This is a genomic window from Nocardioides sp. ChNu-99 (assembly GCF_029493445.1).
Lineage (GTDB): Bacteria > Actinomycetota > Actinomycetes > Propionibacteriales > Nocardioidaceae > Nocardioides.
Genome location: NZ_JAHWBL010000046.1, coordinates 16,656 through 28,045, shown reverse-complemented (window position 1 = coordinate 28,045; position 11,390 = coordinate 16,656). Strand labels below are relative to the sequence as shown.

General features: G+C 76.0%; 12 protein-coding genes. 11 read left to right on the top strand and 1 reads right to left on the bottom strand.

From position 1 onward, the window contains the following. The 4 genes from KK617_RS14175 to KK617_RS14160 form a co-directional block, all read left to right on the top strand. Nucleotides 1–1,044: hypothetical protein (locus KK617_RS14175; protein ID WP_277500729.1), on the top strand; the 1,044-nt coding region annotated here is incomplete at its 5' end. Between the two features lie 198 nt (nt 1,045–1,242). After that, nucleotides 1,243–1,920, top strand: coding sequence for a 50S ribosomal protein L25/general stress protein Ctc (locus KK617_RS14170; RefSeq protein WP_277500728.1), 678 nt, complete (start codon nt 1,243–1,245; stop codon nt 1,918–1,920). 53 nt (nt 1,921–1,973) lie between these two features. Beyond that, nucleotides 1,974–2,582, top strand: coding sequence for an aminoacyl-tRNA hydrolase (pth, locus tag KK617_RS14165; RefSeq protein ID WP_277500727.1), 609 nt, complete (start codon nt 1,974–1,976; stop codon nt 2,580–2,582). 192 nt (nt 2,583–2,774) lie between these two features. Then, entirely contained in the window at nt 2,775–3,641 is an 867-nt protein-coding gene (locus KK617_RS14160; protein ID WP_277500726.1) for a hypothetical protein, read from the top strand. A gap of 42 nt (nt 3,642–3,683) precedes the next feature. Here the strand turns inward: KK617_RS14160 and KK617_RS14155 are convergent, their stop codons facing one another. Then, nucleotides 3,684–4,433: a TetR/AcrR family transcriptional regulator gene (locus KK617_RS14155; RefSeq protein WP_277500725.1), complete on the bottom strand. Its 750-nt coding sequence runs from the start codon at nt 4,431–4,433 to the stop codon at nt 3,684–3,686. A gap of 186 nt (nt 4,434–4,619) precedes the next feature. Between KK617_RS14155 and KK617_RS14150 the strand changes: the two genes are divergently transcribed. From KK617_RS14150 to KK617_RS14120, 7 genes are read left to right on the top strand one after another with little or no spacing between them, the layout of a single operon-like run. Continuing rightward, a complete protein-coding gene (locus KK617_RS14150; RefSeq protein WP_277500724.1) occupies nt 4,620–6,107 on the top strand; it encodes a sugar transferase in 1,488 nt (495 codons plus the stop codon). Then, nucleotides 6,107–6,583 carry a UDP-N-acetylglucosamine--LPS N-acetylglucosamine transferase gene (locus tag KK617_RS14145; RefSeq protein ID WP_277500723.1) on the top strand — a complete coding sequence of 159 codons (477 nt, stop codon included), beginning with the start codon at nt 6,107–6,109 and terminating at the stop codon, nt 6,581–6,583. The genes KK617_RS14150 and KK617_RS14145 overlap by 1 nt, the downstream gene beginning before the upstream one ends. Continuing rightward, nucleotides 6,580–7,158, top strand: a complete 579-nt coding sequence (locus KK617_RS14140; protein ID WP_277500722.1) for a glycosyltransferase — start codon at nt 6,580–6,582, stop codon at nt 7,156–7,158. The genes KK617_RS14145 and KK617_RS14140 overlap by 4 nt, the downstream gene beginning before the upstream one ends. Then, nucleotides 7,155–7,688 carry an acyltransferase gene (locus KK617_RS14135; protein ID WP_277500721.1) on the top strand — a complete coding sequence of 178 codons (534 nt, stop codon included), beginning with the start codon at nt 7,155–7,157 and terminating at the stop codon, nt 7,686–7,688. Before KK617_RS14140 ends, KK617_RS14135 begins: the two co-directional genes overlap by 4 nt. Further along, the gene (locus KK617_RS14130; RefSeq protein ID WP_277500720.1) at nt 7,685–9,043 is read left to right on the top strand and encodes an O-antigen ligase family protein; all 1,359 of its coding nucleotides are present in this window, start codon (nt 7,685–7,687) and stop codon (nt 9,041–9,043) included. Before KK617_RS14135 ends, KK617_RS14130 begins: the two co-directional genes overlap by 4 nt. After that, nucleotides 9,036–10,427 carry a hypothetical protein gene (locus tag KK617_RS14125; protein WP_277500719.1) on the top strand — a complete coding sequence of 464 codons (1,392 nt, stop codon included), beginning with the start codon at nt 9,036–9,038 and terminating at the stop codon, nt 10,425–10,427. The genes KK617_RS14130 and KK617_RS14125 overlap by 8 nt, the downstream gene beginning before the upstream one ends. Further along, on the top strand, nt 10,420–11,373 hold the full coding sequence (locus tag KK617_RS14120) for a glycosyltransferase family A protein (protein WP_277500718.1): 954 nt from the start codon (nt 10,420–10,422) through the stop codon (nt 11,371–11,373). Before KK617_RS14125 ends, KK617_RS14120 begins: the two co-directional genes overlap by 8 nt. Nucleotides 11,374–11,390: the final 17 nt, after the last annotated feature.

Below are 11,390 nucleotides of genomic sequence, written 5' to 3'. Positions count from 1 at the left end.
GGGGCCGCGGCCGTCGCGGCGGCCGCCGCCAGCGCGCCGCCCGGCCACACCGTCGACGTGCCCTTCGTGCCGTCGGGGGCCGTGGGCGCCGGCGGGCCCGACCCCGTTCCGGTCGCCCCGGAGACCCCGGAGACCCCGGCGCGGCGGGAGCCGCGACGTCGCGCCGTGGTCGCCGTGGTCGCCGCGGTGCTCGTGCTCCTCGCCGCGGTGCTCGCGGGCTCGTGGTGGGCGGGCCGCGACGACACCGGGGGTGGCGATGTGGACGCCGCCACGCGCGCGACGGCCCCCGAGCAGGAGGCCGAGCTGGACCCGGTGGCCTCGCCGAGCGGTCTCGTCGTCGCCCGCGCCGCGTCGTACGACCCCGGCGGGTCGACGGTGGAGGTCGAGCTGAGCCTGACGAAGCCGGCGGCGGCCGAGCCCACGGTCCTCGTCTTCCTGCCCGGCCCCGCCGACGACCCGGCGGACTGCCCGACCGACGTGGCCTGGGACGTGCCCGCGGCCCCGGTGGACCCGTACACGACGGCGGTGGAGCAACCGTGCGGCTGGAGCCTCGGCCCGCTGCCGGCCGGTACGACGACGCTGCGGGCCGCGGCCGTCGTCGGGGTCGACCTGGGGGTCGAGGAGGGCGCGCTGGAGGCGTGGGAGTCCGACGCCGCCGACCTCCTGACGACCGCCGTCGCCGACACCGCCAACCGCACGACCGCGTTCCCCGCCCAGCGCGTGCGCAGCCTCCGGATCGAGGTCACGCCACCCCGCATCGACGTCGACGGGACCGCGTCCACGCTCCTGTTCGCGACCTGGGCGCAGGGAGAGGTGGGCTCCGACCCGGTCCACGACAGCGGGGCCCGGGTGGCGAGCGGCGTCGTGCGGGAGCTCGCGGGCGACGGGCTGCGCTTCGCGACGGGGTGCGACGCCGTCGCCGTGAGCGTCGACGGCGACGTCCGCGGCTACTTCCCGACGACCGGCCCCTGCGAGGTGGTCGCCGAGGTGGGTGGCTTCGTGCTCGAGCCGGCCGCGGTGGCCGTCGTCACCCCCAGCACCTGACCCGACCGGGCACCACCCGATTTGTCCGGTCCCTCCGGCGGCGGCTAGGGTGCTGCGGTTGCCTCGGCGAGGGAGCCTCCGGGTTCCGTGATCGACAGGGCCGGTCGGACTCCCGTGTCCGCCGCGCTGTCGCGCCGCGGCGCCCGACCTGACGAGCGGCCTCCCGTGCCGCCGTACCCGCACCACGAGGAGTCCCACATGTCCAGCGAGAAGATCACCTCCGAGCGTCGCACCGAGTTCGGCAAGGGTGCGGCCCGCCGCATCCGCCGCGCCGACAAGATCCCCGCCGTCGTCTACGGCCACGGCATGGAGCCGCTGCACCTGACGCTGCCCGGCCACGACACGATGCTCGCGCTCAAGCACGGTGGCGCCAACGCGCTGCTCGAGCTCGACGTCGAGGGCGAGGCGCAGCTGGCGCTGACCAAGCACGTGCAGGTCGACCCGATCCGCCGCGTCATCGAGCACGTCGACTTCGTCGCCGTCGTCAAGGGCGAGAAGGTCACGGTCGACGTGCCCGTCGTCGTCGTGGGCGAGGCCGCCTCGGAGACCCTGGTCGTCACCGAGAACGCGACCGTCCAGGTCGAGGTCGCCGCCACCGACATCCCCGAGCAGGTCGAGGTGTCCGTCGAGGGCGCCGAGGCCGGCACGCAGGTCACCGCGGCCGACCTGGCCCTGCCGGGCGGCGCGACGCTGCTGACCGAGGGCGACGTCCTCGTCGTCAACGTCACCGCCGCCGCCACCGCCGAGCAGGTCGAGGCCGAGCTGGCCGAGGCCGAGGCCGACGCGGGCATCGAGAAGGACGAGCCGGAGGCCGCCGAGGGCGACGCCGCCGACGCCGGCGACGCCGAGCAGGGCGAGGCCACCGACTCCGAGTGAGTCCGGGCCCGGCGCGAGCCGGGCCCCCGAGCAGAGAGGGCCGGGGTTCCCCCATGTCCGAGACCGAGAACGCGCCCGGGGGCGTGTGGCTCGCCGTCGGGCTGGGGAACCCCGGCCCGTCGTACGCCGGCAACCGGCACAACATCGGTTACCTGGTGGTCGAGGAGCTGGCCGCGCGCTGGGGCAGTCCGTTCCGCTCCCACAAGACCGGGCGGGCCGACGTGGTCGAGGGCCGTGTCGGCGCACCGGGCACGCCCGGGCCCCGGCTGGTGCTGGCGCGACCGCGCAGCTACATGAACGAGGTGGGGGGCCCGGTCAAGGCGCTCGCCACCTTCTACAAGGTGCCGCCCGAGCGCATCGTCGCCGTCCACGACGAGCTCGACATCGCCTTCGGCACCCTGCGCGTGAAGAAGGGCGGCGGGGACAACGGCCACAACGGCCTGCGCTCGATGCGCTCGTCGTTGGGCACCGGCGACTTCCACCGGGTGCGAGCCGGGATCGGCCGGCCCCCGGGGCGCCAGGACGTCGCGGACTTCGTGCTGTCGGACTACTCGCGCACCGAGCGCAAGGAGCTCCCGCTGCAGGTGGGCGACGCCGCCGACGCGATCGAGTGCCTCGTCACCGAGGGCCTCGAGCGCACCCAGCAGCGCTTCAACTCCTGAGCCCGCCGGGCTGGGACGAAGGTCCCGGTTCGGGCCCGCTCGTGTGGGAGTGCGACGCGCGTCACTTCCGAGTGACTTGCAGTGCCCCTGCATCGTTGGCATCGCGAAGGTGCAGTCACAGCCCCGGTCCTCGGGCGTCCAGTGTGCGTGGCAGCGCGGGGGAGAGCCGTATCCGGAGGGCGTGGGCAAGTCGTGGAGAGTTCTGCACTGGACGAGGTCGAGCGGTGGCGCGAGCTGGTGGAGCACACCATCCGCGCGGCCATCTCGCTCGACGCGGTGACCGTCGCCCGGTACGACGACACCGTCGAGCTTCCCCTGGCGGGAGGCGCGACGCCGTCCTCGTCCCTGCGCAGCACCACGACGGGGCCGCCGGAGGACGACGGCGTGATCGCCGTGCGCCGCGAGTGCGCGGACGGCACCGGCATCGTCCTGCACCTCGTGCGCTCGACGGGCTCGTTCGACGCCGAGGAGCGCCGCCTGGCCCGGCGGGTGGTCGACGCCCTCGAGCAGCTGGTGCGCGGGACGGTCGGCCAGCTCCCGGACGAGCTGGCGCCCGGCGACGTGGCCGACGCGCTCGAGCGCACCCTCCACGACCTCGACGACCTGGTGGACGCGCCCGTGGTGGACCGGCTCACGGCCGTCGCCTGCCGCTTCGCCCAGCGCCTCGACGTCGCGGGCTGGTGGATCGGGCGGGCCGGGAGCACGGAGCTGTGGCGGGCGGCGAGCGCCGTACGACGCGACGGCCCCGACGGCGAGCGGCTCGCCGCCGTGCTGGCCGCGCCCTCCCGGCAGGTCACCGACGAGCAGACGGCCGCCGTGCTCGAGGGTGGCTCGTTCGTCGCCTGGTCGGGCGACGGGTCGGCCGCCGCCCGGGCCATGGAGGTGTGGGGCGGCGGGGTCACGCGCGTGGCCGCCGGCGGCTACGACCTCGACGCGCGCCGCTGGATGCTGTGCATGGTCGGCGACGTCACGACCCCGGACCTGCGCCAGGCCCAGGCCGCCGTCTCCGCGGCGGTGCAGGTGGCGCTGGGCTTCCCCCGGGCGCCGCGGCTCTCGTGAGGTCGGACGGTGGGGACAGCCAGGCCGCCTGGGGAGCGGGGGTCAGCGGTAGTGGGTGCCCAGGACGGTGCGCACGTGGTGCTCGAACGCCTCCGCGACGTCACCCATGATGAGCCCGGCGTGGCCGAACAGCTCGAGGCAGACGAAGCCGTGGATCGACGCCCACACCTGCGTGAGCCGCACGACGGCCTCGGGACACACCCCGTCGGGGCCCAGCGCCTGGGCCACCTCGAGGATCTCCGGCTGCACCACGGGTAGCGGGGTCGCCATCGTGCCGAGCGCCACGTGCCCGGCGGCGACGTCCTCGAGCATGATCACGAGGGGGACGCGGTAGAAGCCCAGGAGGTGCTCGCGCCAGGTCGGTGACCCGGCACCGCTCACGTTGCCGTGGCGGAAGATCAGGGCGAACTCGGCCGGGTGGCGCAGGCACCAGGCGCGGTAGGCGTGGGCCATGTCCACGGCCCGTTGCAGGGGGGCGCGGTCCGGGACCGCCGCCGCCTCGCCGAGTGCGGCGGCCACGGAGTCGAACGCGTCGAGCGCGAGGGCCTCCATCAGGTCGTGGCGCGACTCGAAGTACCGGTAGATCGCCGAGGGGGTCATTCCCACCTCGCGCGCGACGGCCCGCAGCGACAGGTCGCTGCCCTCCTGGGCGGGGGCGAGGAGCTCCCGGGCGGCGGCCTTGATCTCGTCCGTCGTGGCCAGCCGGGCGCGGTCGCGGCGCGACGGGGCCCGCTCCGGTCCCGTGGACGCGGACGTCTCGGGCTGCGCGCCCCTGTCCGGTGTCTCCGTCATCGCACCCATCTCCCGAGTGACCTTACTGGCCCGACTGGCTCCCGTGCGTCAAAGACGCACGGTTGGGCGCGGCTGGCAGGTAAAGAACCGTGTTCTCACTTGACAACGCCGTTCACGAAAGCGAACAGTGTTCTCCAAGCAGGTCTAGTCCACCCCGGATCAGGGGTCGAGGTCAAGGAGGCGCCGGTGTCGGGCGTGGTGCGAGAGGTGTCGGGCGGTGAGCGTGGTCACGCCACGGTGCAGCCCGTCGTCGGGGAGCCCGGCCCGGTCGGCACGACCCCCCGCCCCGTCGCGGCGGTCCGCTCCGTCGCCCCCGCCCCGGCCCCGGCTCCGGCTCCTGCCGCCCCGGCTCCCGCCGCCGTCGCGGCCCCGGCCGGACGCCGCTCCCGGGTCGTCCTCGCGCTGGGCGAGGCGGTCCTCCCGGTCGCCGTGCCGGCCGGGGGAACGCTGGCCGGCCCCCTGTCACTGCCCGCGGCGGGCCTCGTCGCCGGTGCCTGGTGGGCGGCGCGGCTGCTGCTGGCCGGCTCCCGCCCGGCCCACTGTGCCGTGACGGGCGCGGACCTCCCGGGCCTGGCCCGGGTCGCGCTGCTCGCGGCCGGCCTGCTCGCGCTCGGGGTCACCGCGGGTCTCCTCGTGGCCCCCGTCGGGCTGCTCGTGCTGGTCGTGGTGCTCGTCGCCGTCCTGCTCGCCGTCGTGCGGGCCGCGCTCGCGGCCGGGCGCCGCGAGCCCCGGGTCGTGCTGCTGGTCCCGTCCGGCCGCCGGGCCACCCCCGACCCCGCGGGCCTCGCGGCCCCGGTGGCCCCCGTGGCCACGGTCGGCGTCGACCTCGAGACCGGCGACGCCCCGGCGCTGGCCCGCACGGTCGTCGACCACCGCGCCGACCTCGTGCTCCTGGCCCCGGGCGCCGGGCTCGCCCCCCGCGCGGTGCGCGCCGTCACCTGGCAGCTGCAGCCGACCGGCGTGCCGCTCGGGTTCGCCGCACCTGCCGTCGCCCCCCGCCGCCTGGCCGTCGGCCGTCTCGGCGGCCCCACGGGAGGCACCGTGCTCACGCTCGCCCCGCCGCGGCACGGCACGGTGGGGCGGGTCACCAAGTCGCTCGCAGACCGCACGCTGGCCGCGGTGGCGCTGGTGCTCCTGTCACCGCTCCTGGGGCTCCTGGCGCTCGCCGTGCGGCTCGACAGCAGCGGCCCGGCCCTCTTCCACCAGGTGCGGGTCGGGCGCGACGGCCGCCCGTTCGTCCTGCACAAGCTGCGCACCATGAGGGCCGACGCCGAGCGCCTGCGCTCCGCGGTGACCCACCTCAACGAGTCCGACGCCGTGCTCTTCAAGATCCGGGCCGACCCGCGGGTCACCCGGTTCGGCCGCTTCCTGCGGCGCTCCTCGCTCGACGAGCTGCCGCAGCTGTGGAACGTCGTGCGGGGCGACATGTCCCTCGTCGGTCCGCGCCCCGCCCTGCCGGCGGAGGTCGCGGCGTACGACGAGACCTCCCGCCGCCGCCTCGCCGTGAAGCCCGGGCTCACCGGGCTGTGGCAGGTCAGCGGCCGCTCCGACCTCCCCTGGAGGGACGGCGTGGACCTCGACCTGGCCTACGCCGACGACCTGTCCATCGCGGGTGACCTCGTCATCTGCGTCCGCACCGTGTCCGCCGTCCTGCGGGCGAAGGGAGCCTACTGATGACCGACATCGCCGCCGTGCCGGGGCAGCGCGCGCTGCTCGTGAGCACCCAGGGCGGCCACCTCGCGCAGCTGCTCGCCCTGCGCCCCTGGTGGGAGCAGCGGGAGCGCACGTGGGTGTGCCCGGACACCCCCGACGTGCGGGACCGCCTCGCGGACGAGCGGGTCGTCACCTCCTACTCGCCGACCACCCGCAACGTCGGCAACCTGCTGCGCAACCTGGTGCTCGCCTGGCGGGTCCTGCGCCGCGAGCGGCCCGACGTCGTGGTGAGCGCCGGCGCGGGCGTGGCGGTGCCGTTCTTCGTGCTCGCCTGGGTGCTGCGCATCCCCACCGTGTTCCTCGAGGTCTACGACCGGGTCGACTCGCCGACCATGACGGGACGCCTGTGCGGCCCCTTCACGTCGCGGCGGATCGTGCAGTGGGACACGCAGCTGGACGTCTACCCGGACGCCGCTCTCGTCGGGCCGCTCCTGTGACCGCCGTCGACGCCGGCCGCCCCCTCGTGGTGGCGCTGCTGGGCACCGACCACCACCCGTTCGACCGGCTGGTCGACTGGATGGACACGCTCGCGGGCTCCCTCGAGGGCCGGGCGCACGTGGTCGTCCAGCACGGTCACAGCGCCGAGCCGCGGGTGGCGGAGGGCCACGCCTTCGTGGACCACGACGACCTGGAGCGCCTCGTTCGCACCGCCGACGTCGTCGTGTGCCACGGCGGCCCGGGCACGATCATGGACGCCCGCCGTGCCGGGCACGTGCCCGTCTGCGTGCCCCGCGACCCCTCGCTCGGCGAGCACGTCGACGGCCACCAGCAGCGTTTCGCCGAGGTCGCCGGTGACGCCGGGATGGTGCAGCTGGCGACCGAGCGCGACGGCGTCGACGCGGCCGTCCTCGACGCGCTCGCCGGCACGGGCCCCCGCGTGGAGCAGGAGGCGGACGACGCCGCCGGCCAGGCCGCCGCGCGCTTCGCCCACCACGTCGACGAGCTGGTCGGCCACCGTCAGCGCCGAGTCCGCTCGGTGCGCCGCGCCCTGCTCTCGCGGGTGCAGCGATGAGCGTCCTGCGGCGGGTGGGCGCCGCCGTACGCCTCGACGCGGGGATCGCCTGGCGCCACCTCGTCCTGGGCGTCGTGGCCGGCTCCGCGCTCGTCCCGCGCCCGCTGCGGTGGCTGGTCTACCGCGCCGCCGGCCTCGACGTCCGCACCCGCAACGTGTTCAGCGGCGTGACCATCACCGGCAGCGCGCTGAGCGTGGGGGAGCGGACCTTCGTCAACCACGACTGCTACCTCGACGTGGCGCGGGGTCGCATCGAGATCGGCGCCGACTGCCACCTGGCCCCGCAGGTCATGGTGCTGACGGCCACCCACGGGCGCGACGAGGACGGGCGCACGTCCCGCGACGCGGAGTACCTGACGACCCGCGTCGGCGACAACGTGTGGCTGGGCGCGCGCGCCACCCTGCTCCCGGGCGCGGTCGTCGAGGACGGCTGCGTCGTCGCCGCCGGCGCCGTCGTCACCGGCCGCCTCACCAGCGGCGGTGTGTACGCCGGGGTGCCCGCCCGCCGCGTCCGCGAGGTGGCGGCGTGAGCGCTCCCACCGTCGTGCGGCGCGACCCAGCGCCCCCCTCGACCGCGACCCCCGCCGAGCTGACCTCGGCGGTGCGGCCCGTCGCGCTCCTCCTCCTGGCCTACCCCCTGTGGTGGGCCCTGGGCGTGCAGGTGCCCGCGTGGGTGGTCGCCGCCGTACCGGTCGTGCTCTGGCTGGCGGTCAACCGCCGCGTGGTGACCCTCCCGCCGGGCTACGGCGTGCTCCTGCTCTTCCTCGGCTGGGTGCTGGTCTCGGCGCTGATGCTGAGCACGGCGCGCTACGCGGTGTCCTACGGGTTCCGGCTCGCGCTCTACGCGAGCGTCGTCGCGATGGCGGTCGTCGTGTGGAACGCGCTCGACCGCGGTCTGCCGGGACGCCGCGTGCTGACGTGGCTGGTCGCGCTGTGGGCGGCGGCGGTGCTGCTCGCCTACCCGGGCATCCTGGTCGACAACCTGCAGTTCACGAGCCCGTTCCAGGCGCTCACCCGGGCCGTCGGCCTCGACGACCCGTTCGTGACGTCGCTGACCCACCCCGAGTTCTCGGAGTACGACGGGCTCTACGGCTCACCGCGCCCCAGCCCCCTCTTCGCCTACACCAACGACTGGGGCGCCGCCGTCGGCATCGGCTTCCCGGTCGTCGTGCACGCGTTCTGCGTCGCCACCCGCCGCCACGAGCGCGTGCTCCTCGCGGGGCTGCTGGTCGCGGCGGTGCCGCCGGTGCTCGTGTCGCTGAACCGCGGCTGCTGGGTGACGATCGCCGTCGCCGCGGCGTACGTCGTGGTGCGGCGCGCCGCGACCGGCGACCTGCGGGCGCTCGGCGCCGTCGGCGGCACCGTGGCCGGCCTGGCGGCGACGATCTGGCTCGTCGAGCCGGTGCGACGCGTGCTGACGGCCCGGCTGGAGTACGCCAACACCAGCACCCGCGAGACCCTCTACCAGGCGTCGTGGGACCTCGCGCTGCGCTCGCCCCTCTTCGGCTGGGGCGCGCCGCAGTCCTCGGCCGGCCTCGCCGACAGCAACGACGTCTCCATCGGCACCCACGGACAGCTGTGGACGATCCTCGTCTCCCAGGGGATCGCCGGCGCCGTGGTGTTCGTGCTGGCCGTGCTCGCCGTGTGGTGGCACGCCCGGCCGCGCGACGGCCGCTCGGCCGACATCTGGCTGCACGCCACGGGTCCGGCGCTGCTCGTGCAGATCGCCTTCTACGAGGTGCTGCCCGTGCCGCTCGCCGTGACCCTGCTGGCGCTCGCCCTCACCGGGGTGCGCCGCCTCCACACCACCTCTCCCGCGGCGGGCGCCACCAGCGCCGCGCCCGTGGCACCCCACCCCAGGAAGGTGACCGCTCACCATGCATGACGAGAAGACGACGGCCCTGGACACGTCTCCGGAGCCCACCGCGACCTGCGCGACCACCGCGACCACCGCGACCACCGCGCCTGCCGGGACGGACGACGGACGCGAGCTGCGTCGCCTCCCCACGCTCGCCGCGGCCATCCGCGCTCACCGCCTCCACCTGCTCGTGGGGATGGCGCTCGGCCTCGTCGCCGGGCTCCTGGTCGCGGGGCTCACGCAGCCGACGTACGCCGCGACGTCGACCGTGCGGGTCGGCAGCGGCCTCGTGCCCGTCGGCGACTTCCGCCCCGACACCCTGTGGGCGGAGGACCAGGTCGCCCTGACCCGCACCCCACCCGTGCGGGAGGCCATCGCCGAGGAGATCGGCGACGGCACGACGGCCGACGACGTGGCGCGCCGCCTGGGCGTGGTGGCGGAGACGAACAGCAACTACCTCGTCTTCACCTGGACCGACGACGACGCCGAGGAGGCGGAGGAGCGCGCCGACACCGCCGCCGAGGTCTACCTGGAGCGGGCGCAGGCGGAGGCGGTGCAGCGCTGGGAGAGCCACGACGCGCTGCTGGCCGACCTCATCGCCGCCTACGACGCCGACGACCCGCGCGCCGCGGAGCTCGTCGAGGAGCGGGTGCTGCTCGAGGAGACCGTGGTGGACCCCGGCAAGATCGCGGGCGCCGCCGCCGGCACCGCCCGGCAGACCTCCCTCACCCCTGCCGCGCACGTGCTGGCCGGTCTGCTCGGCGGCCTGCTGCTGGGCCTCGTGTCGGCCTACCTGTGGCACCTGCGGTCCCCGAACGCCCCGCGGCAGCTCGCGCTCGCCGGCGCCGGCGCCGGCGCCCACCCCGGTGCCGGTCCCGACGCCGGTCCCGACACCGCCCGGGGTGGCGGTCTCGCCGGCGCCGTGCGCCGTCGGCGCGGCGCCGCCCGCGACCGGGTCGACGGGGAGGAGCCGGCTCCGGAGCTCCTCGGCAGCGACGTCGACGTCCCGGCGACCGAGCTCGCCGTGCTGGCCGCCGTGCGCCGCGACGCCCCCGACGGGGCCCTGGCCACGATCGGCCTCGGCGTCACGCGGTGGCTCCTGCGCCGCGAGCAGGAGGACCCGGGGGCGGAGCTGCGCCTCGGTGTCTACGTCACGCCCGACCTCGACCCCAGCGCGGCGGACCTGGTGCGCCGCGGCGTCCGCGCGGTCGGCGCCGACGGCCGCCTCGAGATCGACCTGCTCGACGTCACCCTGCCGAACTGGCGGATCGACTTCGAGGCCTGCGACGGCGTCGTGGTGGTCGTCGGCACGAGCCGCTGGGCCGCCGACGCGCTCGACGTCGCCCGCATGCACCTCGCGGCCGTGGACGTCACCGTGCTCGGACGGGTGGAGGTCGAGGGCGTTGAGTGAGACCGCCCCGGGCGCCCGCCGCGACGAGCGCCACCCCGCCGTCTCCGTCACCATCGCCACCCACGGCCGCACTGAGACCCTCCGACGGGCGGTCCTGTCGGTGTGGGAGCAGACCTACGAGGGGCCCGTCGACCTCGTCGTCGTGCTCGACGACGACCGCGACCCGGCCGAGCTGGGCCTGCCGCAGCCGCAGCGCGCCGGCCAGCGGCTGCGGGTCGTCCGCAACGCCCGGCGCCCCGGTGTCGCCGGCGCCCGCAACACGGGTCTCGCGCTCGCCGAGCACGACCTGCTCGCGACCTGCGACGACGACGACGCCTGGCTGCCGGGCCGGCTCGACGCCCAGGTCCGCGAGCTGCTCGCCGAGCCCGACCTGCTCGCCGTCGGTGGGAGCGTGCGGGTCGTGCGGGGTGACGTGCACGTCGTACGACGCGCGCCCCGCCGCCGCGTGCACCTGCAGGACCTGCTCGACGACCGCGTCATGGAGCTGCACCCCTCCGCGCTGCTCTACCGCTGCCGCGCGGTCGCCGTGGTGGGCGGCTGGGACGAGGACCTGCCGGGGGGCTACGCGGAGGACTACGAGCTGCTGCTGCGCCTCGCCCGCACCGGCACCATCGGGCTCGTCGAGGACGTCGTCGCCGACATCCACTGGAACGGCGGGTCGTACTTCTTCAGCCGGTGGCAGACCGTCGCCGCCGCCCTGTCGTCGCTCCTCGCGGCGTTCCCCGAGTTCGCCGCGTCGCCGAGCGGACGGGCGCGGATCTCCGGCCAGATCGCCTTCGCCCACGCCGCCGCCGGCGAGCGGGGCGAGGCCCGCACCTGGCTGCGGCGGGCGTGGACCGACAACCGCCGGGAGCCCCGCGTCGTGCTCACCGCCCTCGTGCTCAGCCGTCTCGTGAGCGCCACCCGCATCCAGTCCGCGCTGCACGCCCGTGGTCGCGGTATCTGAGGAGCCGCGGCCCCTGG

Excerpts from the sequence above, each read along its gene's own strand:
- pth (WP_277500727.1), top strand. The coding sequence starts at position 1,974 with ATGTCCGAGACCGAGAACGCGCCCGGGGGCGTGTGGCTCGCCGTCGGG.
- KK617_RS14155 (WP_277500725.1), bottom strand. The coding sequence starts at position 4,433 with ATGACGGAGACACCGGACAGGGGCGCGCAGCCCGAGACGTCCGCGTCC.
- KK617_RS14125 (WP_277500719.1), top strand. The coding sequence starts at position 9,036 with ATGCATGACGAGAAGACGACGGCCCTGGACACGTCTCCGGAGCCCACC.
- KK617_RS14145 (WP_277500723.1), top strand. The coding sequence starts at position 6,107 with ATGACCGACATCGCCGCCGTGCCGGGGCAGCGCGCGCTGCTCGTGAGC.
- KK617_RS14170 (WP_277500728.1), top strand. The coding sequence starts at position 1,243 with ATGTCCAGCGAGAAGATCACCTCCGAGCGTCGCACCGAGTTCGGCAAG.
- KK617_RS14135 (WP_277500721.1), top strand. The coding sequence starts at position 7,155 with ATGAGCGTCCTGCGGCGGGTGGGCGCCGCCGTACGCCTCGACGCGGGG.